Annotated in this window: 18 protein-coding genes; 9 read left to right on the forward strand and 9 right to left on the reverse strand. The window is 71.5% G+C overall.

Features of this window, described 5'->3' with window-relative positions; translation table 11 throughout:
* Positions 1–65: 65 nt before the first annotated feature.
* The gene (locus tag B124_RS11695) at positions 66–1,937 is read left to right on the forward strand and encodes a transketolase (protein ID WP_496502688.1); all 1,872 of its coding nucleotides are present in this window, start codon (positions 66–68) and stop codon (positions 1,935–1,937) included.
* A gap of 63 nt (positions 1,938–2,000) precedes the next feature.
* On the forward strand, positions 2,001–2,654 hold the full coding sequence (locus B124_RS11700; protein WP_496502689.1) for an HhH-GDP family DNA glycosylase: 654 nt from the start codon (positions 2,001–2,003) through the stop codon (positions 2,652–2,654).
* A gap of 145 nt (positions 2,655–2,799) precedes the next feature.
* Here the strand turns inward: B124_RS11700 and B124_RS11705 are convergent, their stop codons facing one another.
* The 3 genes from B124_RS11705 to B124_RS11715 all read right to left on the reverse strand — a co-directional run bounded on the left by B124_RS11705 (position 2,800) and on the right by B124_RS11715 (position 5,334).
* On the reverse strand, positions 2,800–3,354 hold the full coding sequence (locus B124_RS11705) for a DUF4360 domain-containing protein (RefSeq protein WP_496502754.1): 555 nt from the start codon (positions 3,352–3,354) through the stop codon (positions 2,800–2,802).
* A gap of 344 nt (positions 3,355–3,698) precedes the next feature.
* Positions 3,699–4,346, reverse strand: a complete 648-nt coding sequence (locus B124_RS11710) for a DUF4360 domain-containing protein (protein WP_496502690.1) — start codon at positions 4,344–4,346, stop codon at positions 3,699–3,701.
* A 586-nt stretch (positions 4,347–4,932) separates the two neighbouring features.
* Complete coding sequence (locus tag B124_RS11715; protein WP_496502691.1) at positions 4,933–5,334, reverse strand: SseB family protein; 402 nt, start codon at positions 5,332–5,334, stop codon at positions 4,933–4,935.
* A gap of 160 nt (positions 5,335–5,494) precedes the next feature.
* On the opposite strand from B124_RS11715, the gene B124_RS11720 reads away from it, so the two are divergent.
* Positions 5,495–5,818 (forward strand): plasmid stabilization protein, encoded by a 324-nt coding sequence (locus B124_RS11720; RefSeq protein ID WP_496502692.1) that lies wholly within the window; start codon positions 5,495–5,497, stop codon positions 5,816–5,818.
* Between the two features lie 106 nt (positions 5,819–5,924).
* Positions 5,925–6,233 carry a TetR-like C-terminal domain-containing protein gene (locus B124_RS11725; RefSeq protein WP_496502755.1) on the forward strand — a complete coding sequence of 103 codons (309 nt, stop codon included), beginning with the start codon at positions 5,925–5,927 and terminating at the stop codon, positions 6,231–6,233.
* Positions 6,234–6,298: 65 nt separating this feature from the next.
* Here B124_RS11725 and B124_RS11730 read toward each other — a convergent pair whose 3' ends face one another.
* Positions 6,299–8,008, reverse strand: coding sequence for a sugar ABC transporter substrate-binding protein (locus B124_RS11730; RefSeq protein WP_496502693.1), 1,710 nt, complete (start codon positions 8,006–8,008; stop codon positions 6,299–6,301).
* Between the two features lie 49 nt (positions 8,009–8,057).
* Positions 8,058–8,423: an ArsR/SmtB family transcription factor gene (locus B124_RS11735; protein ID WP_496502694.1), complete on the reverse strand. Its 366-nt coding sequence runs from the start codon at positions 8,421–8,423 to the stop codon at positions 8,058–8,060.
* An 80-nt stretch (positions 8,424–8,503) separates the two neighbouring features.
* Here B124_RS11735 and B124_RS11740 point away from each other — a divergent pair, with 80 nt between their 5' ends.
* Positions 8,504–9,280: an SDR family NAD(P)-dependent oxidoreductase gene (locus tag B124_RS11740; protein WP_496502695.1), complete on the forward strand. Its 777-nt coding sequence runs from the start codon at positions 8,504–8,506 to the stop codon at positions 9,278–9,280.
* Between the two features lie 61 nt (positions 9,281–9,341).
* Here B124_RS11740 and B124_RS11745 read toward each other — a convergent pair whose 3' ends face one another.
* Entirely contained in the window at positions 9,342–10,823 is a 1,482-nt protein-coding gene (locus tag B124_RS11745; RefSeq protein WP_496502696.1) for an FAD-dependent oxidoreductase, read from the reverse strand.
* Between the two features lie 14 nt (positions 10,824–10,837).
* Positions 10,838–11,023, reverse strand: coding sequence for a hypothetical protein (locus B124_RS11750; protein ID WP_496502697.1), 186 nt, complete (start codon positions 11,021–11,023; stop codon positions 10,838–10,840).
* Between the two features lie 502 nt (positions 11,024–11,525).
* Here B124_RS11750 and B124_RS11755 point away from each other — a divergent pair.
* The 4 genes from B124_RS11755 to aepY all read left to right on the forward strand — a co-directional run bounded on the left by B124_RS11755 (position 11,526) and on the right by aepY (position 21,067).
* A complete protein-coding gene (locus B124_RS11755) occupies positions 11,526–18,125 on the forward strand; it encodes a type I polyketide synthase (protein WP_496502698.1) in 6,600 nt (2,199 codons plus the stop codon).
* Between the two features lie 29 nt (positions 18,126–18,154).
* Complete coding sequence (locus B124_RS11760; RefSeq protein WP_496502699.1) at positions 18,155–19,195, forward strand: ketoacyl-ACP synthase III family protein; 1,041 nt, start codon at positions 18,155–18,157, stop codon at positions 19,193–19,195.
* Between the two features lie 76 nt (positions 19,196–19,271).
* The gene (locus B124_RS11765) at positions 19,272–19,967 is read left to right on the forward strand and encodes a DedA family protein (protein ID WP_496502700.1); all 696 of its coding nucleotides are present in this window, start codon (positions 19,272–19,274) and stop codon (positions 19,965–19,967) included.
* Complete coding sequence (gene aepY, locus B124_RS11770; RefSeq protein WP_496502701.1) at positions 19,964–21,067, forward strand: phosphonopyruvate decarboxylase; 1,104 nt, start codon at positions 19,964–19,966, stop codon at positions 21,065–21,067. The genes B124_RS11765 and aepY overlap by 4 nt, the downstream gene beginning before the upstream one ends.
* Positions 21,068–21,145: 78 nt before the next feature.
* Here aepY and B124_RS11775 read toward each other — a convergent pair whose 3' ends face one another.
* Both B124_RS11775 and B124_RS11780 read right to left on the reverse strand, forming a co-directional pair.
* The gene (locus tag B124_RS11775; RefSeq protein WP_496502756.1) at positions 21,146–21,547 is read right to left on the reverse strand and encodes an ArsR/SmtB family transcription factor; all 402 of its coding nucleotides are present in this window, start codon (positions 21,545–21,547) and stop codon (positions 21,146–21,148) included.
* Positions 21,548–21,658: 111 nt separating this feature from the next.
* Positions 21,659–23,224, reverse strand: a complete 1,566-nt coding sequence (locus B124_RS11780) for an MFS transporter (RefSeq protein WP_496502702.1) — start codon at positions 23,222–23,224, stop codon at positions 21,659–21,661.
* Between the last annotated feature and the right edge of the window lie 511 nt (positions 23,225–23,735).

Here is a 23,735-nt window from a genome sequence, read left to right on the forward strand (position 1 = left end):
GACGAGCGCGCCGCCGTGCCCGCAGGCCGGACCACGGCACCCCCGGCTCGGACAAGGAGAACGACATGACCTCCGCCGATGTGGATCTGGACCTCCCCACCGCGCTCGGCCGGCAGTTGCGCGTGGACGCCGTACGGGCCGCTGCCGCCGCCGGATCCGGCCACCCGACCTCGGCGATGTCCGCGGCCGACCTGATGGCCGTGCTGCTCACCGGACACCTGCGCTACGACGTCGACCGGCCCGACCACCCCGGGGCGGACCGCCTGGTGCTGTCCAAGGGGCACGCCTCGCCGCTGCTGTACGCGGCGCTGAAGGCGGCCGGTGCCATCGGCGACGAGGAGATGCTGACCTTCAGGAAGCTGGGCAGCAGGCTGGAGGGGCACCCGACCCCGCTGCTGCCGTGGGTCGACGTGGCCACGGGGTCGCTCGGGCAGGGGCCGCCCATCGGCGTCGGCATGGCCCTCGCGGGCAAGCGGCTCGTGCACCTGCCGTACCGGGTGTGGGTGCTGTGCGGCGACAGCGAGATGGCCGAGGGCTCGGTCTGGGAGGCGTTCGAGCACGCCGGGTACGAGCACCTGGCCAACCTCACCGTGATCGTCGACGTGAACCGGCTCGGCCAGCGCGGCCCCACCCGGCACGGCTGGGACCTGGAGGCGTACGCCCGCCGGGCCCGGGCGTTCGGCTGGCACACCGTGGAGGTCGACGGCCACGACGTGGCCGCCATCGACGCCGCGTACACCGAGGCCGCGGCGGTCACCGACTGCCCGACGGCTGTGCTCGCCCGCACCGTCAAGGGCAGCGGGGTCGCGTCCGTCGCGAACCGCGAGGGCATGCACGGCAAGCCGCTGCCGGACGCCGAGGCGGCCATCGCCGAGCTGGGCGGCGTCGGCGACGTGCGCGTCGAGCCGGCGGCCCCGCCGCACGCCGCCCCGCCGCCGCGCATGTCCCCGCCGTACCCGGAGCTGCCGCGCTACGGCATCGGGGAGGCGGTGGCCACGCGCGACGCGTACGGGCGGGCGCTGGCGGCGCTCGGCGCGGCGCGGGCGGACGTCGTCGCCCTGGACGGCGAGGTCGGCGACTCCACGCGCACCGAACTCTTCGCCAAGGAGCACCCCGACCGGTATTTCGAGTGCTACATCGCCGAGCAGCAGCTCGTCGCGGCGGCCGTCGGCATGCAGTCCTGCGGCTGGGCGCCGTTCGCCGCGACCTTCGCCGCGTTCCTGACCCGCGCCCACGACTTCGTGCGCATGGCCGCCGTCAGCCGGGCGAACCTCAGCCTGGTCGGTTCGCACGCCGGCGTCGCCATCGGCGAGGACGGCCCGTCCCAGATGGGTCTTGAGGACCTGGCGATGTTCCGCGCCGTGCACGGCAGCACGGTGCTGCACCCCTGCGACGCCAACCAGACCGCGCGGCTCGTCGCCGCCATGGCGGACGACGAGCTGACGGGCGTGCGCTACCTGCGCACCATGCGCGGCGCCCGGCCCGTCCTCTACGGGCCCGACGAGGACTTCCCCGTAGGCGGCAGCAAGCTGCTGCGCGCCGCGGCCGAGGACCACGTGACGATCGCCGCGGCCGGGGTCACCGTGCACGAGGCGCTGACCGCCGCCGACCTGCTGGGCGCGGAGGGCATCGGGGCGCGCGTGCTGGACCTGTACTCGGTCAAGCCCGTCGACGCCGCCGCCCTGCGCGCCGCGGCGGAGCTGACCGGCCGGGTGCTCACCGTCGAGGACCACCGCCCGGAGGGCGGCCTGGGCGACGCGGTGGCCGAGGTGTTCGCCGACGGCCGCCACGCCCCGCGGCTGGCCCGGCTGGCGGTACGCACCATGCCGGGCTCGGCGACCGGTGCGCAGCAGCTCGCGGCGGCGGGCATCGACGCGGAGTCGATCGCGGCGGCGGCCCGCAACCTCGTCGCGGCCGAGGGCTCCCGGCCCGGCTGACGGCCCGGCTGAGAGAGAACACCCGGCCGGAGAACGGTAACGAGTCGGCGAAGGGACGGAACGGTGACGAAGAGCGAGACGCGTACGGTGCACGCGCTCCTGGACGAGTACGGGCGCACGTACGCCGAAGACGCGGGCATCCGGCTGCGTAACACCCCGCAGCCCCTCTACCGGCTGTTCGTACTCTCCTGCCTGCTCAGTGCCCGGATCCGGGCGAGTGTGGCGGTCGCCGCGGCCCGTGCGCTGTTCGAGGCCGGGATGGGCGACCCGCGCCGGATGGCCGACGCCACCTGGCAGCAGCGGGTCGACGCCCTCGGCGAGGGCGGCTACCGCCGCTACGACGAGCGCACCGCCACCCAGCTCGGCGACGGCGCCCGGCTGCTGCTGGACACCTACGGCGGCGACCTGCGCGCCCTGCGCCGTGCCGCGGACGGCGACGCCGCCCGGATCGCCGGCCTGCTCCAGCGGTTCCCCGGGCTCGGCCCCGCGGGCGCGGCGATCTTCCTGCGCGAGGTGCAGGGGATGTGGCCGGAGGCTGCTCCGTACATCGACGCCAAGGCCGTGCAGGGGGCCGCCCGGGTGGGTCTGCCCAGCGACCCGTCGCGCCTCGCGCGGCTCGTGGGCGAGCCGCAACTGCCGCCGTTCACGGCGGCGCTGGTGCGCTGTGCGCTGGACACGGGCGTCGCGGAGCAGGTCAGGGAGCACGCGCACGCCTGAGCGCGCGTGCGCGCGACCCCCGCGCCCCCCGGCACATCAGCTCCCGCCGCGCGGACCCGCGCCCGCGCCGGGAACCCGGGTGTGCACGCCCCGGGTTGCTCCCCTCGGCGCGGGGCGGTGTCCCGCTGGCCCCGCTATCGGTGGATCAGTCCTCTCCGGGCAGACACTCACGCCAGGCGACGTGGTACGTGGTCTTGATGTCTCCGTCCGTCGAGTCCATGGTCAGCATGCTGGTGGTCGTCGTGGGGTCCGACGTGCCGGCGCTGACCCGCAGTTCGGTGTTGATGTTGAAGTTGCGGATCTCCCCGCACGGCGCCCAGACGAGCGACTCCAGGTCGGTCTCGTCGGTCGCCGTCCAGTTGTCGTCCATCGCCCCGGCGAAGTTGTGCGTGAAGGTGTCCGTGTCGGGCGAGCCCTGGAAGTAGTACGACGCCTTCTCCATGCCGGTCGCGCCGTCCTCCAGGTAGCCGTACCCCCGGTAGTCGACGCTGGCGATGGCGTAGGTGAAGCCCCCCGGTACCTTGACCGCCAGGTTGAGCTGGCAGTTCTTGCGGAAGTCCGTCGGGCTGGCGCCCACCCCGACGACGGCGGTGTACTCGCTGTACGTCACGGTGAACGCCTGGTTGTCCTCGGAGACCGCGATGGCGGCGCTGCCCGGCTCACAGCCGGTGCCGTTGACGGTGATCACTTCGATGGCCATCTGGTCGGGCGGTACGTCTTCGAAGTACGGCGGCGTCGCGATATCGTGGGACGGCGACGCGATGGGGCTGCTGACGGTCGCGGCCAGTAATGCTGCCAGGACACTGCCTGCGACAAGAGTCATGGTTCTCCAATCGGTCGGATGGGCCGTTCCCCGGGCACGGCAATGCCCAGGAGCGGGCCATGCGGGCGGAATCTGGCCAGCGGGCGGCAAACGGGTCCGCTGAGCCGGATTCCGTCAAAACACACACCGGCGGCATACCGGCGTGAAATCCGAGTTGGACAGGAATTCACCGCCGTTTCAGAAGGTGTACCGCGGGTATGGTGCTTACAGGTCGCGGTATTTCAGCACTCCTTCCACGCCAGGTGGTACTTCGTGCTCACCGCACTGTCGGTGGAGTCCATCGTCATCAGGCTGGTCGCCCCCTGTTCGGAGGAGCCCCGGTACACCCGGAGTTCGGTGTTGACGTTGAAGTTCCGCTGCTCGCCGCAGGGCGCCCACACCAGCTCGGCCCACTCCTTTGAGTCGGTCACCTGCCAGTTGTCGTCGAGCGGGCCGTTGAAGGTCTGGCTGCTCGTGGTCGTCTCCGGCGAACCCATGTGGTAGTACGACGCCTGCTCCATGCCGGACGCGCCGTCCGCCAGGTACGCGTACCCGCGGTAGTCGACGCTCTGGATCGCGTACGTGAACCCCGAGGGGACGTCCAGCACCAGGCTGAGCTGGCAGTTCTTGCGGAAGTCGAGCGGGCTGGCGCCGGCTCCCGCCGTCGCCAGGTAGTCGCTGTAGGTCACGGTGAACGCCGTGTTGTCGGCGTTGGCCGCCACCGCCGCCGTGCCGGCGGCGCAACCCGAGCCGTTGATCGTCTCGATGCTGACCTTGATCTGCTCGGCGGGTCCGTCGGCCGGCTCCTCGCCTGCCGCGGCGGTCTGGGCGGAGAGAGTGGTGGCTACTAACGCCGCCAGGGCTCCACCAGCAATCAACTTACCGGACATGATTCTCCTATCCTTTGTCTCCGGCCGGGCGAAAGCGGTGCCGGCCGTGCTGAATTGGGCACGGGAGAGCCGGATCGCGGCTCGTGAAAGCACATCCGCCGCAGGCGGGATGGGACGGTGCAGCCGCTCCCGAGGGCTACGCAGGGCATGGCGAAGAGCTCCCGGGCGCCCGAGCGGGCGCGAGGGTGATGAAAAGGGGGAGAGCGGCTTCGGGGACTGGGAAGCATTCGTGCGGAACGCTGTGGGTGGGGAGTGCCGTACCGAATGCGTCCCCGACCTCAGGGAGCGTGAGGTGGGAGCGTTCTCATGTTAGGGGTGTGTAAAGCCGCTGTGAAGAGGAATTCCGCAAAGATGGAGAGGAGTCCGAAAATATGTTCTGTGCGGGGTTGGCAATATATCGCCGAATGTAAAGTCTACGCGTGTGGACGCACGGAATACGCGACGGTAAGGAAACAACTTCTCCTGATGCGCGGTGCGGGCTGCCTGAGTCCGGCCAGCAGAAAGCGCATGCGGCGCGGGTACGTCCCGGGATACCGCTTCCGGACGTAACCGGCAGAGGCGAATACGGCGTGGAGCCGCCGCAGGCTCAGGCAGTGGCGAGCAGGTCCCGTACGCCCTGGGCCGTCAGGGCCATCTCCTCCGGCGTGCCCGCGTCGACGACGAGCGACGGGCCGTCCGAGGGCCAGCCGCGGGCGAGGTCGCCGAGCGCCACCGCGTTGTAGCGCTCGATCTCCGGGAAGACCTGCCCCAGGCGGTCGGCGGAGGTGAAGACCGGCACCAGTTGGGTGCCGTCGCCCTGCTCCACCACCGGCAGGGTCAGCATCTGCGCCTGCCCGGGCCCGGCCGGCTCCACGGCCGGACCCGGGTTGGGCAGCAGGACCCGGCTCTCGGCGAGCGTGTGCAGCGCTTCCCGGTCCGGGCCGTTCTCGGCGACGGTGTGCAGCGCCTGCTGGGCGGCAGAGCGCTGGCCGTCCGGGTGGTACGTCATGGGTGCCCCTTCGCTTGGTGCCGGAGGCGGTCACGTCGCGGGTTCCCCGGGCCGGCCGACTGAAACCGGTGCGTACAGCAGACTGATTTGTCCGTTTGATCCGGAACCCCGGATGGTTGACGATGGGGGCGTCGCAGTCAACCGCCACCAGGGAGAGAACATGCCGCGCGGATCCAGCCCCAAGAGGGAACGCCAGTACGAGCACATCAAGGCGGGTGCCCGGAAACGCGGTGCCGGCGCCGCGCGGGCCAAGGAGATCGCCGCCCGCACCGTGAACAAGGAGCGCGCCAGAACCGGCGAGGCCCGCACCGCGAGCCGCACCTCCACCCGGGACATCTCCTCCGGCCGCCGCGGCGGCCTCCGCTCCCACCGCGGCGCCGAGGGCCCCACGTACGACCAGCTCTACGCCGAAGCAAGGCGCCGCAACATCCACGGCCGCTCGTCCATGAACAAGGCCCAGCTCAAACGCAGGCTCGGCCGCTGACGGCTCAGTCACGCCCCTCGTCACCCGTACGGCGGACGCCGTACCCGCCCGGGAGGGCGGGCAGCGGCGCCCCGGGGCGCAGGCAGGGGCGCAGCCGTCATGGCGCATCGACTGCGACGCGAAGGACGCGGTCGTCGCCGGGCCGGGGCTCGGTGCCGCCCAGGCGGACCCGGACCTCGCCCAGGCGTGGTCGCAGAACTACGCCCTGCCCCGCCGCGAACTCGCCCGGGTCCGGCTGCGTCTCGCTCAACAGCAGGGGCAGGTGCGCGACGACGCGGACCTGGACATCATCGTCGACCAGTTGTGGGGCGCCTGCTACCACCGGCTGCTGGTCCTCCGGGTCCCCCTGGACGAGTCGATCGTGGAACGCCTGGTCGACCAGGCACTCCACGGAGCCGCCCCACGCGAATCGTGACCTTCCGGGGCCGCAGCTCCAGCGAACGACCGTCACACAGCGGCGTCCGCACATCGGGGAGTCCGCTACTCGGAGCCGCGTGCCTGCTGGAGCAACTCCCATCCGGCCTCGGCGGCCTCCCCGGCCACGGCACGCGGGTCGCCCTCGCCGGCCAGCACCTTGTACTCGGTATGTCCGAGCAGTTGCCACGCTGCACGCATCTCCGGCCACGACGGCATCACTTGGCCGTCGGCACATTGACCGATGTACGGACGCAGGACCGCATCCCGGGCGGCGACGGTGCCCATCGCCTCCTCCTGCACGGGTACCAGTTGCTGAAGCTTGTTGAGGTCCTCACCCGCGTCCGGCTGGGACAGATAGGAGGTCACCAGGTCGCGTGCCGCGGGAACGTTCGGTGCGTCCCGGTAGATGTAGAAGCCGTACACCGAGACCATCGAGACGGCCTGCCTGTCACCCAGCGGAGGTGCCGCGGCGACACTCACGTCCATGTGCTGGTCCTTGATCGAGGCGAGTGCACGCGACGAGCAGACCAGGAACGGGGCGCGGCCGTCCAGGAAGAGCGGTAATGCCTCCGCGCGCCCGATGTCCGGGTTCAGTGCGCCGCTCCCGCCCGGGCCGGTGCCGAGCTCGCTCAGCCGGACGAACGCGTTCACGAAGTCCTCGCGCCACTCCGAGATGTCCTCGAACCTGCCGGCGCCGCCCGCTTCGGCGGGCGTCCCGCGCAGCCCGAAGAACGTCCCGCCGCAACTGGAGAACAGCGGCCACATATGGTAAGGATCCCCGGCATTCCCCGCCGTATCAGGAGAGCCGACCTGGAGCGCGACTCCGACGCCGTCCTCGATCCCCTTGGCTTCGACGGCCGCGTCACCAGCGCGGATGACCTCGTCGAACGTCGTCGGCATCGGACCGCCGCCCGCGAGCGCGTTGTTGCGGATCAGAGCCACGCTGTCGAAGACGTACGGTATCGCGTAGAGCTGTTCTCGGCTGGTGAGCGCTTCCACGGCGACAGGGGAGAGCCGAGCCAGCCCCGCAGGGCTGAACGGCGGCTCGAGTACCGAACCCTCCCGCACGACGCGCCCGATCCAGTCGTGTGGCCCGGCCACCACATCCGGAACGTGGTATCCGCGTGGTGGGCGGCCGGTCGCGACGAGTCTTGTGAGCGCTTCTTCCAGCGCCTCGGTGCGGTCGAACGACTCCACCTTGACGGAGACCGCGTACGTTCTGCGGAAAGGGCTGGAACGCCCGAAGTATCTGGCCAGAGTGCGGGCCCGGGTCCGCTCCGCCCAGACCACCAGCGACCGCACCCGGTCTAGCTGCTCCTCGTTCCGGGACCAGTAGCCTTTGCCGTCCCGGAAGGTGATCTGCACATCGTGCGGTGTGCCGTGGTGCCTGGTCGAGGCATCCGCGGGACGCGGTGTGGCCCGCACCGACCGGTGGACGTCGTCACTCGGCCACAGATGCTCGCCGCCCGCCTTGAGGACGGCGATGTCCTTGCGGGCCGTACGCAGGTGGGGGCCACAGGTGACGGTGACGACCAACTTCTGAAAGGTGGCGGTGGATTCGTTGAGGACGAGGGCGCCTGTCGAGTCGGGGCCTGAATCGACCTGCCAGCCGATCTTGAGGCTTCTCGCCCGCACCGTCCGCTGGTTGGAACGGATGGCGCGGGTGAGAGCGATGGCCCCGGTGATCGCGGTACAGACGGCGACGACGGTGGAGGCGACGACTTCGATGCTACTCAGGAACGGCAACACCGCCGCGTAGTCAACTGACCGCATTGCCGCACCATACCCAGGCACCTGCGTCCTCGCGAGAAGTTCGAGTCGGTCAGGCGGCCGTTGCGGGGGCGGGGGTCAGGAGGCGGCCCATGGCCGCGAGGACCGCGGGCTCGACGCGGTAGTAGACCCACGTTCCGCGGCGTTCGGAGACCAGGAGGCCGGACTCCTTGAGCTTCTTCAGGTGGTGGGAGACGGTCGGCTGGGAGACGCCGACGTCGGCGATGTCGCACACGCAGGCTTCGCTGTCCGGGTGGGAGGCCACCTTGGAGAAGAGGCGGAGTCTGACGGGGTCGCCGAGGGCCTTGAACATCGCGGCGGTGAGTTCGGCTTCCTCCGCGGTCAGCTCACGCTCGGTCAGGGCCGGGCAGCACGGCTCGGCCGGGAGCGCGGCAGCCTTCTCCTGAAGCTTCGACATACATCTATGTTGTCACTAGTTTTCCCTGATGCCAAGGTCATATTATTAGACACCCGTCGAATCAAGACCTGGGGGATTCCATGGCGTCACCCGTCCACGGCCGGCAGCCGCGTACCGCGGTGGTCACTGGAGGGAGCAGCGGCATCGGTGCGGCCACCGCGCGCGAGTTGGCCCGGGCGGGTTTCGCCGTGGTCCTTGCCGCTCGCCGGGTCGACCGTCTGAATGCGGTCGCCGAGGAGATCCGGGCCGAGGGCGGCACGGTGCGTGCGTGCCCGCTGGACGTGACCGACCGCGAGGCTGTCGCCGAGTTCGCCGAACAGGTCGAGGCCTGCGATGTGCTGGTGAACGTCGCCGGCGGTGCCTACGGGGTGGAGGAGGTGAAGGACGCCGACCCCGGCGACTGGGGGCGGATGTACGAGGTCAACGTGCTGGGCGCGCTGCGGATGACGCAGGCGCTGCTGCCCGCGTTGGTGGCGAGCGGCGACGGCACCGTCGTGGTGCTGACGTCGACGGCATCCTTCACCTGCTACGAGGGCGGCGGCGGCTACAGCGCGGCCAAGCACGGGGCGCACGTGCTCGCGGAGACGCTGCGGCTTGAGTCGTGCGGGCAGCCGCTGCGGGTGATCGAGATCGCGCCCGGCATGGTGCAGACCGAGGAGTTCTCGCTCAACCGCTACCGCGGCGATACCGCCAGGGCCGACGCGGTCTACGCGGGAGTCCCCGGCCCGCTTGTGGCCGAGGACGTAGCGGATGCGGTGACATGGGCGGTGACCCGCCCCGCGCACGTGAACGTCGATCTCATGGTCGTACGCCCTCGGGCGCAGGCGGCCCAGCACAAGGTGCATCGCGTCTCTTAGCGCCCGTGGTGCCACGACGCGGCTGTCCTGCGCTTGCGCAGAGCAGCCGCGTCGCCGTCGTTCAGCAGCCCGGGGCGTCGGGTGCGTCGAACATGTCGGCCGCGTAGGCGGCGAGTTGCAGCGCGGCGGTGTGGTCGACGCCGAGTTCCGTTGCTGCGGTGAGCACGGCGTCCGAGGCGGTGGGGGAAGACCCCAGGTGCGTGGCGGTGACCTGGAGCAGTTGCTCGTGCTGGTCCTTGGTCAGCCCCAGGCGCAGTGCCAGGGCCTCGCCGCCGGCGGTCACCGAGCAGACGCCGGTCTCGGGCAGTTGGAGCTCGACCGACCGGGCGGCTTCCAGGTCACCGGCGAGTGCGGCGGCGATGGAGCGGACCTGCTCGTAGCCGGTGAGCATGAGGAACGTCGGGGCGCGGCCGTAGCTCTTCATGCCGACGGCGTAGTAACCCGGTTCGGGGTGGGCCAGTTCGCGGTAGCCGTGCGGGGTGACGGTGCCGCAGGAGTGCTGGTTGGGGTCGATCAGCGGAGCCAGCGCGCGGGGCGCGGACATGATCGGGTCCAGATCCAGGCGCAGCTCGTCGGTGATGCGGTGGTCGGGGCGGAAGCCGGTGGCCGCGACGACGCGGTCGGCGGTGAGGGTCTGCTCGTGGCCGTCCGCGTCGCGGGAGACGAGTTCGACCTGGTCGTGTGCGGGGTCGTCGCCCAGGCGGCGGACGGTGTGGGTGCGGAAGCCGGCGGCGAGGGTGACGCGGCCGGTGTCCACGAGCATCTTCAGGCCGGAGCCGAGGGCGCCGCGGGCGGGCAGTTCGTCGTCGCTGCCGCCGCCGAAGGAGGCGGCCGGGTCGGTGGCGCGGATGGCCCAGGTGATGGTGGTGCCGGGCGCCGCGTCGGCGAGTTCGGCGAGGGCGAGCAGGGTGTTGGCGGCCGAGTGGCCGGCGCCGACGACGACCGTGTGGCGGCCGGCGTGCTGGGCGCGGTCCGTACCGAAGACGTCGGGCAGGCCGTGGCTGATCCACGCGCCGGCGTCCGGCTCTCCGTGGGCGGGCAGGCCGTTGGCGCCCACGTGGTTGGGCTGGCGCCAGGTGCCGGAGGCGTCGATGACGGCGCGGGCGAGCAGTTCCTCGCCGCCGGCCAGGCGCAGCACGAAGGGAGCCGTCTCGCGTCCGGTGGTGCGTACGCGGTCGATGCCCTGGCGGCTGATGGCGGTGACGGCGGCGCCGTAGCGGATGTGGGGGGCCAGCGCGGGCAGTTCGGCCAGCGGCTGGAGGTACTGCTTGACGAGGTCGCCGCCGGTGGGCAGGGCGGAGGCGTCGGGCTGCTCCCAGCCGGCCGCGGCGAGCAGGCGGTGGGCGGCGGGGTCGGTGTTGTACTCCCAGGGGCTGAAGAGCTGGATGTGAGACCAGGCGCGCACCGCTGCCGCCGGGGCGTCGCCGGCTTCCACGACGACGAAGGGCACGCCGCGTTCGGCCAGGTGTGCCGCTGCGGCCAGGCCGACGGGACCGGCGCCGATCACGGCGACGGGGAGGTGGCCGGGGCTGTGGTCAACCACGATGCGATGTCCTCTCAGGAAGGCTCGTGCGCGGATCGGGCGCGCTTCGGCTCGGGCGACGGGGTACCGGAGTGCGCCTCGGTCTCCGCCTGGTCGTGCTGTTCCGTGCGCTGCCGGGCCCGGCGCTGCATCTCGGCGATCGCGGCGCAGCAGGAACTGGTGGGCTCGGCGGCGCCGGTGCCAGCGGCGGGGTCGCTCATCGGGTACGGCTCCTGTCGCGGCAGCCCTGATCGCGGCGCGGAAGCAGGCTCATCACGACCGCCTATATAGATGAACAACGAATCAGACTCCCAGGATTCCGCCTGGTCCGATGAATGTCAACCGCGGACCTGGCCCCCGCCAGATGTGACGAGCGTCACCCTGTATCGCGTTGCGTGAGCGCTGGATGACGGGCCAACCTCGATACATATCGAAACAGCGGGAGCAGACGGCGCGGGCGCTTGCCCGACGTCTGTGGGACACCGGGGGAACGGCGGCCGTGCCGACGGCCCACCCGGGCCCGTGAACGGCCGGAGCGCTCGCCACGCACGCAGCCGTTCAGCCGACGGGTCCGACGCTTCCCCGATCCGCTTTCTGCTCCTGCCCTCTCGGTGTGTGCGCCCGCCACCGGGCCGGCCCCGCTGCCGGCCTGCCGCGCACCCGCCGCGGTTCCTTCCGTGCTGCTTCACAGTGAACGGCTTCGCCCTTCCCGGAAGGACATCCATGCACCACGATCTGAGCCGTGCGGCAGCCGCTGCCGGCGAACCGATCGCCATCGTCGGTATGGCCGGACGGTTCGCCGACGCCACCAGTCCCGAAGAGCTGTGGGACATGCTGCTCCAGGGCCGTGACGCCATCACGGAGATCCCGCCCGAGCGCTACGACGTCGACGCCGTCTACGACCCCGCGCCCCGTACGCCCGGCCGCACGGTGAGCCGCTGGGGCGGGCTGCTGCGCGACATCGATGCGTTCGACGCGGAGTTGTTCGGCATCTCTCCCCGCGAGGCCGACCGGATGGACCCGCAGCAGCGGCTGCTGCTGGAAGTCGCCTACGAAGCCCTCGAAGACGCCGGCCAGCCCCTCGCCGCCATCGCCGGCACGGACGCCGGGGTGTTCATCGGCCAGCTCGGCGGCGACTACTGGCACCTGCAGTACCACAGCCGCGACCAGCTCGACCTCTACGCCATGACCGGCGCGGCCTCCCGCGCCATCACCTCGGGCCGCCTGTCGTACGCATTCGACCTGCGCGGTCCCAGCTTCACGGTCGACACCGCCTGTTCCTCCGCGCTCGTCGCCGTCCACAACGCCGTTCAGGCCCTGCGGCTGGGCGAGTGCCCGATGGCGATCGCCGGCGGCGTCAACGTCGTGCTGCTGCCGGAGGAAGGGGTGGTGTACTCCGGAGCCGGCATGCTCGCCGCCGACGGCCGCTGCAAGTTCGCCGACGCCTCCGGCGACGGATTCGTCCGCAGCGACGGCGTCGGCGCGGTCATCCTCAAACCCCTGTCCGCCGCCCGGGCCGACGGCGACCGCATCCGCGCCGTCATCCGCGGCTCCGCCGTCGGCAACGACGGCCAGTCCAGCGGCTACCTGGTCACCCCCGCGGTCGACGGCCAGCGCGGCGTGCTGCGCCGTGCGTACGCCAACGCCGGCGTCGACCCGGCCGACGTCGACTACGTCGAGGCCCACGGCACCGGAACCAGTGTCGGTGACCCGGTCGAGCTGGAGGCCCTGGCCGCCCTCGTCGGCGAGCGCGCCCGGGACCAGCGCTGCCTGGTCGGCTCGGTGAAGACCAACATCGGCCACGCCGAGGCGGCTGCCGGCATCGCCGGGCTCATCAAGGCCGTGCTGTGCCTGGAGCACAAGACCGTCCCGCCCAGCCTGCATCTGAAGAACCCCAACCCGGCCGTCGACTGGGAGCACCTGCCGCTGACCGTCCCCACCCACGCGACACCGCTGCCCGACAGGGGCCGCCCGGCCGTCGCCGGCGTCAGCAGCTTCGGCTTCTCCGGCACCAACGCCCACCTGGTACTGGAAGCCGCCCCCCAGCCGTCGGCCGCCGAACCGGACCGCCGCCGACCGGCCGAACGCAGCGAGCTGCTGGTGCTGTCCGCACTCACCCCCGAGGCCCTGGCCGAAGGCGCAACCCGCATGGCCGCCTACCTCGACGGTGACGGCGCACGTCACTCCCTGCGCGACGTCTGCCACTCGGCGGCCCTGCGCCGTACGACCCATGACGCCCGGCTCGCGTTCGCGGCCGACAGCCACAGCGAGGCGGCCGTCGCCCTGCGCGGGTTCGCCGCCGGTGCGGACGAACCCGGCCTGGCCGCCAGTGACTTCACCGCCCCCGACGCGCGGCCGAGGGTCGCGTTCGTCTTCCCCGGACAGGGCTCCCAGTGGCCCGGGATGGGCCGCGAACTCCTCGACGCCGAACCGGTGTTCGCCCAGGCGATGAGGGCCTGCGACGACGCCGTCAAGGCCGAGAACGGCTGGTCGGTCGTCGAGCTGCTGCGCTCCGCGGACGAAGAGCGCCTCAAGCAGCTCGACGTCATCCAGCCCACCCTGTGGGCGATGGAGATCGCCCTGGCCGAGCTGTGGCGGTCCTGGGGCGTGGAGCCCGACGTGGTCATCGGCCACAGCATGGGCGAGTCGGCGGCAGCGTACATCTCCGGCGCGCTCTCGCTGCAGGACGCAGCCGCCGTCATCTGCCGCCGCAGCCGGCTCGCCAAGCGCCTTTCGGGCCGCGGCACCATGGCCTGGGTGGCGCTGCCCGCCGACGAGGCCGCGGCGGCACTGGCCGGAGTCGAGGACAAGGTCGCGGTAGCGGCCAGCAACAGCCCGACGTCCACCCTGCTGTCCGGCGACGGCGACGCGCTGACCCGGGTGCTCGACGCCCTCGACGCCCGCGGCATCGACAACCGGCGCGTCAACGTCGACTTCGCCTCCCACTGCCCGCAGATGGACGCCCTGCGCGACGACCTCCTCGCCGAGCTGGCTCACCTCACCCCGCGAGCGGGCCGCATCCCGCTGCACTCCACCCTGCTGAACGAGGTGATCGACGGCTCCGGCATGGATGCCGACTACTGGGTACGCAACATCCGCCAGCCGGTCGACTTCGTCGGCGCCGTCCGCAGCCAACTCACCCGCGGTGACACCGTGTTCGTCGAGGTCAGCCCCCATCCTTTGCTCGTGGCCAACATCCGCGAGACCAGCCGCCTGCACACCGCCGCGGGCACCACCGCGGTCGGCAGCCTGCGCCGCCACACCGACGAGCGGTCCAGCCTGCTCACCTTCGCCGCTTCCCTGCACACGGCCGGCGTCCGACTCGACTTCCGTACGCTGACGGACGGCGGGCGCTACGTACCCCTCCCGTCCTACCCCTGGCAGCGCACCCGCCACTGGATCACCCCCACCGGCAGCCCCGCACCCTCCGCACCCGCGGACCCCGTCACCGCCCCGCGCCCGCAGGACCCGGCCGAACACCCCGCGCATCCGCTGCTGGGCCGGCCACTGCCCGCCGACGGCACCACGCGCACCTGGCAGGGGCCGCTGACCCTCGCGGACAACGCCTACCTGCGCGATCACCGCATCCAGGACACGATCATCCTGCCGGGCACCGCCCACCTCGAACTCATCTCCGCAGCCGCCCGCTCCGTCCTCGAAGCCAGTGCGCTGTCCGTCTCCGACGTGCGGTACCACCGGGCCCTGTTCCTGGACGAGGACGGCCCCGCACCCGAGGTCAGGGTGACCGTCATCCCCCGGCCGGACGCCTCGCTGCACTGCCGTATCCACGGCCGGGACGACGAGAACAGCGAGTGGATCCTCCACACCGAAGGCACAGCGCGCGCCCTGCCGACGGCCGTTCCCGAGCCCTCCGAACCACTCCAGGCGATCCGGGCCCGCCTGCCGCAGCACCAGAGCGCCGCGGAGTTCTACCCGTGGAACGCCGCACGCGGCAACCAGTGGAACGGCACCTTCCAGGGCATCACCGAGCTGTGGCGCACGGACGGCGAAGTCCTCGCTCGCCTGGCCTGTCCCGCGGCGCTCGCCGCCGATCTCGTACGGCACCACTTCCACCCCGCGCTGCTGGACGCGAGCGGCCACGCCATGGCCGCGGCCCGGCCGCTGACCGCCCCGGGTGAGGAAGGCGTCTTCGTCCTGGGCGGCATCGACGAAGTCCGCTTCTACCAGCAGCCGTCCGCGTCCCTGTTCAGCCACGCCCGGCTCCGGCCCGCCACCCGCGAGGACTCCTTCGCCGCCGACATCGACATCCGCGCCGACGACGGCCGCCTCGTCGCGCAGATGCGCGGCCTGCGGCTGCAGTACCTGGCCGGACACGCCCCCGTACTCCTGCACCCGCTGCCCGAGGACACCGTGACCGCAACCCGCACAGCCGAGCCCACCCCGACCGCAGACGGCGATCAGGGAACCTGGCTGCACACCCTGACCTGGGAGCCGGCTCCGCTGCCGGCCGATCCGGCGGCCCGGACCGAACCGGACGGCTTCTGGCTCGTCCTGACCGACAGCGGTTCCACAGGCCGTTCTCTGATACGGGAGCTGGCGGGCCGCGGGCAGCGTGTGGTGGCCGTCACCGCCGGCGCCGGCCGCCTCGCCGGAGGCGGCGAGCGCTACCGCATCGATCCGTCGAACGAAGACCACTACCGCGAAGTCCTCGCTGACCTCGCCCGCGAAGGCACCTGCCGCGGCATCCTCCACCTGTGGTCCCTGGACGCGCAGGCGGGCCTGGACGCGCACCCCACCGAGGTCGGCCGCGCCCAGCTCCTGGCCGCCCACAGCGTCCTGCACCTGACCCGGGCCCTGGAGCGGCACCCCCTCGGCAACCCGCCGCTGTGGCTGATCACCCAGCTCGCCCAGGCCACCGCCGTCGGCGAGGCGGTACGCCACCCCTTCCAGGCCGTTTCCTGGGGCCTGATACGCACCCTGGCCGGCGAAACCCCCGCGCTCACCCCCCGCCTGGTCGACCTCGACCGGTCCGCGGCCAGCGTGCCGGCCCTGGCCGGCCTGCTGCGGCACCCGGACCACGAAGACCAGGTCGCTCTGCGCGACGGACGCCGCTTCGCCGCCCGCCTCGTACCGGCGGCACCGCCTCCCACGGGCTCGGGCGTGCCGCAGGCACTCTCGCTGCCCGCACCCGGTGTCATCGACGACCTGCGGCTGACCGAACGGCCGCCACGCACCGTCCGTACGGACGAGGTACGCATCCGGGTCAGCCACGCCGGCGTCAACTACCGCGACGTACTGCTCTGTCTGGGCATGTACCCGGGGCAGGACGACCGGTCGCCGGTCATGGGCTGGGAGTGCGCCGGCACGGTCACCGAGATCGGCGACACCGTCACCGACGTGGCGGTCGGCGACGAGGTGATCGCCTTCGCCGAAGGCGCGCTGGCCTCCGAGGCCGTCACCCGGGCCTGTCTGACCGCCCCCAGGCCGGCGCGGCTGACCGCGGCCGAGGCCGCCACGCTGCCGGCCGCGTACCTCACCGCCTACCACAGCCTGGTCGACCTGGCCGGCCTGGAGCGCGGGCAGAAGGTCCTCATCCACTCCGCCACCGGCGGCACCGGCCGGGCAGCGATGAACATCGCGCGCTGGAAGGGCGCTCACATCTACGCGACGGCAGGCAGCGACGCCAAGCGCGAGATGCTGACCAAGCTCGGCGCCGAGCAGGTCGCCGACTCCCGGAGCCTCACCTTCGCCGACACCTTCAAAGCGGCCCTCGGCGAGACGGGCTTCGACGCCGTCTACAACACCCTGCCCGGCGAAGCGGTCGCGGCGAACCTGTCGCTGATGGCCCCGTACGGCCACTACCTGGAACTCAGCAAGCGCGACATCCTCGACAACAACCCCCTGCCGCTGGGGGCGTTCGCCCGCAACCTGTCCTTCCACGCCGTCGACGTCGTCCACATGATCCAGCACGCGCCCCAGCGGGCCGGACGGGTGCTGCGGGCAGCCGCCGCCCTGGTCGCCCGGGGGACCCTTCAGCCACTGCCGCACACGGTCTATCCCGCCGGGCAGGCCGCGGACGCCTTCCGGCTGATGGCCCAGGCCCGGCACACGGGCAAGATCGTGCTCTCCTTCGGCGAGGAGACGTCCGGGCCGGTCACCGCACCGCGGGGCCGACCCGTCGCCATCCACGCCGACGGTACGTACCTCATCACCGGCGGCGCGGGCGGCATCGGCGGCCGGCTGGCGCTGTGGCTGGCCGACCAGGGCGCCCGGCACCTGCTGCTGACCGGGCGCAGGCCACTGCCCGAGCCCGGCACGCCGCTGGCCGCCTCCGTGGCCCTGGTGAACGAGCTGCGGGAGCGCGGCGTGAACGTGACCTACGAGGCCGTCGACGTCGCCGACGCACCGGCCATGCAGGCGCTGCTCGCCTCCCGGCGCCGCACGGGCCTGCCCCCCGTGCGCGGCGTCTTCCACGCGGCGGGTGTCATCGACTACACCCCGCTGAACGAGATGAACGGCACCGAGCTGGACCGGGTGCTGGCCGCGAAGGTCTCCGGCGGATGGAACCTGCACCGGCTCCTGCGCGAGGAGCCGGTGGAGGCGTTCGTGCTGTTCTCCTCCGGCTCCGCGCTGCTCAGCTCGCCCATGCTCGGCGGGTACGCGGCCGGCAACGCCTTCCTGGATGCCCTGGCCCACCACCGGCAGGCCCACGGGCTGCCCGCCACCGTCGTCAACTGGGGCTTCTGGGACGACATCGGCATGGTCGCCCGCAAGGAACAGGAGGAGCAGCGCACCCTTCTGCCGCAGGGAATGTCGTCCTTCAGCCCCGACGAGGGCCTGGCCCTGCTGGGGAAGATCCTCGCCGAGGGGCTGGTCCACACCGCGGTGCTGCCTGCGGACTGGCCCGCGTGGGCCCGCGCCTACCCGGCGGCTGCGGACGCGCCGTTGCTGAAGCACCTGATCCGCGCTGCCCGGCCGGCCGCAGCGGCGGCGCCGCAGGTGCCGTACGAGCAGACGGCCCAGCCCTCCGTACAGCCCTCTCCCGCACCGGCCGCTGAGCCCGAGCCCGCCACCGTGGTGCCACCGGCCGCAGCGGCTCAGGCCGCACCGGATGCCGACGTGCTGGACTTCCTGAAGCAGGAGGTGGCCACCGTGATGGGGCTGCGTCCGGAGCGGGTGAACGTCAACCGGCCGCTGAACAAGCTGGGCATGGATTCGCTGATGGCCGTCGAGCTGCGTAACCGCATCGAGCGTCGCTACCAGGTCAAGCTGCCCATGGTGAAGCTCCTCAAGGACGGCACGATCACCACCGTCGCCCAGGCCCTGGCCGACGAACTCGACTCCGCGAACGCCCCGGCCTGACCGAGCGACTGACGAGGAACCGACTGCCCATGAAGACCACCGACATCCGCATCGCCGGACTCGGCACGTACATCCCGGAGATCGTCGACGCGCGCAAGGCCGTGGCGCTGGGCCTGTACGACGCCGAGGACTACGAGTTCTACGGCTGGACAGGCGCCGCGGTAGCCGACGACACGCCCGCCCCCGACATGGCGGTCGCCGCCGCACGCCAGGCGATGGAACGCTCCGGACTGCACCCGCACGACATCGACATGCACATCCACGCATGCGGACACGAGCAGGGCCCCGAAGGCTGGTCACCGCAGCACTACATACTGCGCCACCTCACGGACCGCGACGTGCCGTCCTTCCGCGTCTGGCAGGCGTGCAGCGGCCTGATCGGCTCCCTGGAGCTGGCCGCCTGCTACCTGAAGGCCGTACCCGAGCGCACCGCCGCCCTCCTGACGGGTGCCGACAACGTCGGCACCCCGAACTTCAACCGCTGGGCGTTCGGTATCCAGAACGGAGTGCTGGGCGATGCCGGCAGCGCCGTGCTGCTGTCGAAGGCCGACGGCTTCGCGAGCCTGCTGTCGATCAACACCGGCTCCACGGCGGAGGTGGAGGAGCAGTACCGGGGCGACGAGCCGCTCTTCCCGCCGTCGGCGACCGTCGGCAGGGGCATGGACTTCAAGGAGCGGCTGGCCGCCGCCGGCGGGCTGGAGGAGACCGTCGCCGAAGTCGTGCGCCGCCAGGGTGAACTGCGCACCGAGATCGCGCTGCGCACCCTGGCCGAGGCGGGTCTTGAGCCGGGTGACGTCACCCGGGTCTGCCATGTCTTCACCGGCCAGGAGAGCTATCTGAAGGTCATCCTCGACCCGATGGGCCTGTCCCCGGAGCAGGGGCTGCTCGACTTCGGCCGCAACCTCGGCCACCTGACGGTCAACGACCAGATCGTGGGCCTGACCCACCTGGTGGAGACCGGGCAGGTGGGCCCGGGGGACCACGTCCTGATCGTGGCCCACGGCGGCGGGGTCTCCATCACCTGCGCCGTCGTCCGCATCGATCGGCGTCCCGACTGGGCCGCCGGCTGATCACCCCGCTCGCCGGCCCCTCCGCGGGGCCGGCGAGCGGCATGTCCGCCCGTTCCCACCGACCCCGGGGGTATCCGTGTTAAACCTCGCCGCATCACCCTTGCTCGACGCCGAAGCCCTGATCTCCACCTTCGGACTGCTGGGCATCATGGCCACCGTCTTCGCCGAATCCGGGCTGATCGTCTGCTTCTTCCTGCCGGGCGACTCGCTGCTGTTCACGTCCGGGCTGCTGGTGGCCAACGACGAACTCCTGCACCAGCCGCTGTGGCTGGTCATGCTCGCCATCGCGGTGGCCGCCGTCCTGGGCGACCAGTTCGGCTACGCCTTCGGCCGCAGGGTGGGAGGCTCGCTGTTCCGCAGACCCAACTCCCGCTTCTTCAAGCAGGAGAACGCCGAACGCGCCCACGCCTTCATGGCGAAGCACGGGCCCAAGGCGCTGGTCATGGCCCGCTTCGTCCCCGTCTTCCGCACCTTCATCCCCATCACGGCCGGCGTGGGCAAGATGGCGTACCGCACCTTCCTGCTCTTCAACGTGATCGGCGCGGTCCTCTGGTCGGTCAGCCTCACCCTGGTCGGCTACAACCTGGGCCAGGTGGACTTCGTCCGCAACAACATCGAAGCCATCGTGATCGGCATCGTCCTCGTCTCCGGTATCCCGATCATCATCGAAGGCATACGCATGCGCCGCCGCGCCCGCAGCGCGAAGGCCGCAAGCCCGCAGCCGGACACGACCGCGACCGTCGCACCGGAAACGGAGTTCCCCCGTCCATGATCTCCGCACCAGACTTCTGCGACCTGCTCGCCGACCGCGGGTTCACCCTGGCCAGCGGCGTGCCCTGCTCCCACTTCGGCGGGCCGATCGCCCACCTGAGCAACCGGCCCGGCGCGTACGTCCCGGCCCCGAACGAAGGCAGCGCGCTGGCGGTCGCCGCGGGCGCCGCGCTCGGCGGCCGGCGCGCGTACGTGATGCTGCAGAACTCCGGCCTGGGCAACCTCATCAACCCGCTCACCTCGCTGGTGATGACCTACCGGCTGCCGATCCTGACCTTCACCAGCCTGCGCGGCTGGCCCGACCCGGCCACCGACGAGCCCCAGCACGCGGTGATGGGACCGGCGACCCCGGGCCTGCTCGACAGCGTCGGCACTCCCCACTACACGCTGTACGCCAAGGACGGCACGGAGGAGTTCTCGACGATCCTGGAGAAGGCGGACAAGGACCTGGCCGCGCAGCGTGCTCCGTTCGTCCTGGTGGAGCGCGGCGCGATCGGCAAGGCCGCGGCCACCGGCGCCGCCCCGGCCGAGGGACTCGAGGCCGCGGAGGCCATCCGCATCGTCACCGCCGCCGCGCCGGAGGCGGCCGTCGTCGCCACCACCGGCTACACGGGCCGTGACACGTTCGCCGTCGGCGACGCACCGGGCAACTTCTACATGCAGGGCTCCATGGGCCACGCCTCCTCGCTCGGCCTGGGGGTGGCGCTGACGCATCCGGAGCGGACGGTGGTGGTCCTGGACGGGGACGGCGCGCTGCTGATGCACCTGGGCGCGCTGTCCATGATCGGCCACGCGGCGCCCGGCAACTTGATCCACGTCGTACTCGACAACCGGGTGCACGAGTCGACGGGCGGACAGGCGACGACGTCGGCGACCACCTCGTTCCCGCAGACCGCGCTGGCGGCAGGCTACGCAACCGCGGTCACCTGTGACGGCCAGGACGCCCTGCAATCCGCGGTGCTGAGCGCTCGCGCGGCCTCCGGCCCGCATCTGATCAGCGTGACGACACTGCCGCGCACCGGCGCGATCCCGCCGCGGGCGACCAACGCCCTCAGCCCGACCGGCATCCGGGACCGCTTCCAGCACAGCCTGCAGCAGTAGCCGGTCACATACCGGAAGGCCGGTGTCCGCTCGCGGATGCGAGCAGGCACCGGCCCGACTGCGCCCGGGACTTGCGTCTCAGGCGCTCTGGGAGGCGCCGGGCTGGTCGGCCTCGGGATGCAGGCAGGCCGCCACCGTCTCGGGGTCCATCGCCGCCAGGCTGGCGAACATGCGCAGCGGCTCGGCCAGGGTCTGACAGCACAACACGTACTGGTTGCTGCGGCCCTTGGGGATCGCCTCGACGAGGCCCTGCTCGCGCAGGGGCGCCAGATGGTGACTGACCAGCGTCTGGCTCAGGCCCGTGGCCTCCTGCAACTCCTTGACGGTACGGGGACGCTGCGCGATCAGCAGTATCAGCATCAGCCGGGTCTCGTCGGCCAGCGCACGCAGCTTGGGCGCCAGCATCCCGGCCCGCTCGCGTTCGCTGAGCCACTGGGCGGGATCACTGACCGCGACCCTCAGCTTCGCCGGCCGGGCCATCGCCACCTTCCTCTCACCCCTGTACCTGCCGTCCAGCCATGGTCCGGCGACGTCGGGTGAGGCGAAGCGGACCGCGGGTTCAATCCTACGCACCTTCGATCTCCCTCGAACCTAGGACGAAGCAGCGGGGTCCGCCTTGCCGCTGCCGGCGGCGACTTCCGTCTGTGCCGTGTCGTCGTCCTCGGCCACGCGGGCCCGGGGGAGCACGACGGCCGTGGTCAGCGCGCCCGCGACGGCGACGCCGACGGCGATCGTCAAGGTGGTGGCGAAGCCGTTGACGAAGGAGTGCTGCGCGGCCTCCAGCACCCGCTGGCCCGCCGCTCCGCCGAGTTGCTGAGCAGTCGCGGAAGCACCCGCCAGGGACTCGCGCACCGCCGCCCCGGCCTCGCCGGGCAGCCGGGCGGCCTGGGGCAGGTCGTCGCGGTAGAGGGTGGTGACCACACTGCCGCTGATGGCGATGCCGAGCGCACCGCCGACCTGCATGCCCACATCCGCCACCGCCGAGCCGGCGCCGGCCTGGCGGGCGGCGGAGACGACCAGGATCGCGTCGACCGCAGCCGGCAGGGCGATCCCCATGCCCAGGCCGAACACGGCGAGGCCGAGGAGGGCCTGGTTCTCGTCGTCGACGGACAGACCGGCCAGGATCCCCAGGCCGACGGCGCACAGCAGCAGTCCGGACACCACCGTGGCCTTCAGGCCGGCCCGTTCCACCAGCTTCGCCGACAGCGGAGCGCCGATCATCATGGTGCCGATGGCGAGCATCCGCAGCCCGGCGCCCAAGGGGTCCAGCTCCAGCACCGACTGCAGGTACTGGGTGAGCAGGTACAGGCCGCTGTACAGGCCGAAGGACGTACAGGCGATCGCCAGGGCGCCGCCACCGTAGCGGGCGTTGAGGAACAGGCCGACGTCGAGCATGGGATGAGCGGTGCGGCGCTCCCACAGCACGAAGGCGACCATCAGGGCAACGCCCACGAGCAGTGAGCCGAGCGTGACGACGTCGCCCCATCCGTTGTGCGGTGCCTCGACCAGGCCGTAGACGATGGCGACCAGGCCGCCCACCGTGAGCAGGGCACCGACGAGATCCAGCCCGGGGTGTCCCTCCGCCCTGGACTCGGGGATCAGTTTGGCGCCGCCGATCAGCGCGATGGCGGCGAGCGGGACGTTGATGAGGAACATCGAGCCCCACCAGAAGTGCTCCAGCAGCAGGCCGCTGACGAGCGGGCCCAGCGGGACGCCGACGGCGGCGGCACCGGACCAGATGCCGATGGCCTTGCCCTGCTCCTCACGCGGGAAGACGTCCTTGATGATGGCCAGAGTGGCGGGCATCATCAGCGCCGCCGAGACGCCCATCAGGGCGCGGAACGTGATCAGCATCTCGGCGCTGGCGGCGAACGCGGCGCCCAGGCTGGTCAGCGCGAAGGCGGCCAGACCGATCGACAGCAGCCGTTTGCGGCCGAACCGGTCGGACAGGCCGCCGGCCATGAGCAGCAGGCCGCCGAAGGCCAGGGCGTACGCATCGACGGTCCACTGCAGTTGACTGCTGCTGGCGTCCAGATCCTTCTGGATGCTGGGCAGGGCCAGATTCAGGATGAGGGTGTCCAGGCCGATCAGCACCAGGCTCAGGCACAGGACGTTCAGGATCTGCCATCGACGGGGATGGCCGGTGGAGCTGTTCACTCGCGCTCTCCTCGGACGCAACAGGTGAGGTCCTGCCGTATCTAAACAGTGATCACCCCTATCAACAGCACTTGCTGTTGATAGGGGTAAGTGTCATGTGACAGTTTCAGCCATCTGGCTGATACTCTCGCAATCTCTCCGACGGGCCCGTCTGCTGCCCTTCTGATGTGCGCAAAGATCCGTCGGCGCCGGATGGCGCTCCCGTGACGCTTGATCGCTTGGCGATCCCGCCGGGTGTGCGCTGCCGCGGAGTTGGCGCAAACCTTTCCCTGTCGCACACGCGACCCTCGAATACTTAGACCACCATCGATACATTGTGCGAGAAGCAGCACGGGATTCCGTGCAGAAGGTCACGCACGAGGTGCCAGGGGGATGGAACACATGCGTACATCCGGCAGGCAGATGCCCGCAGCCGCACCGCCGACGGCGCCGCGGTAGCGCCCGTACACCTTCGTCTTCCACGAGGCCCGTGCATGGCGGCACGGTCCTGACGTCACCTCGAACCCGATGA

Source organism: Streptomyces sp. CNP082, from assembly GCF_059570535.1.

What these genes read in the sequence shown, in the direction of transcription:
- B124_RS11695 (WP_496502688.1), top strand. Translation starts at nt 66, where the DNA reads ATGACCTCCGCCGATGTGGATCTGGACCTCCCCACCGCGCTCGGCCGG.
- B124_RS11705 (WP_496502754.1), bottom strand. Translation starts at nt 3,354, where the DNA reads ATGGCCATCGAAGTGATCACCGTCAACGGCACCGGCTGTGAGCCGGGC.
- B124_RS11710 (WP_496502690.1), bottom strand. Translation starts at nt 4,346, where the DNA reads ATGTCCGGTAAGTTGATTGCTGGTGGAGCCCTGGCGGCGTTAGTAGCC.
- B124_RS11715 (WP_496502691.1), bottom strand. Translation starts at nt 5,334, where the DNA reads ATGACGTACCACCCGGACGGCCAGCGCTCTGCCGCCCAGCAGGCGCTG.
- B124_RS11720 (WP_496502692.1), top strand. Translation starts at nt 5,495, where the DNA reads ATGCCGCGCGGATCCAGCCCCAAGAGGGAACGCCAGTACGAGCACATC.
- B124_RS11730 (WP_496502693.1), bottom strand. Translation starts at nt 8,008, where the DNA reads ATGCGGTCAGTTGACTACGCGGCGGTGTTGCCGTTCCTGAGTAGCATC.
- B124_RS11735 (WP_496502694.1), bottom strand. Translation starts at nt 8,423, where the DNA reads ATGTCGAAGCTTCAGGAGAAGGCTGCCGCGCTCCCGGCCGAGCCGTGC.
- B124_RS11740 (WP_496502695.1), top strand. Translation starts at nt 8,504, where the DNA reads ATGGCGTCACCCGTCCACGGCCGGCAGCCGCGTACCGCGGTGGTCACT.
- B124_RS11750 (WP_496502697.1), bottom strand. Translation starts at nt 11,023, where the DNA reads ATGAGCGACCCCGCCGCTGGCACCGGCGCCGCCGAGCCCACCAGTTCC.
- B124_RS11755 (WP_496502698.1), top strand. Translation starts at nt 11,526, where the DNA reads ATGCACCACGATCTGAGCCGTGCGGCAGCCGCTGCCGGCGAACCGATC.
- B124_RS11760 (WP_496502699.1), top strand. Translation starts at nt 18,155, where the DNA reads ATGAAGACCACCGACATCCGCATCGCCGGACTCGGCACGTACATCCCG.
- aepY (WP_496502701.1), top strand. Translation starts at nt 19,964, where the DNA reads ATGATCTCCGCACCAGACTTCTGCGACCTGCTCGCCGACCGCGGGTTC.
- B124_RS11775 (WP_496502756.1), bottom strand. Translation starts at nt 21,547, where the DNA reads ATGGCCCGGCCGGCGAAGCTGAGGGTCGCGGTCAGTGATCCCGCCCAG.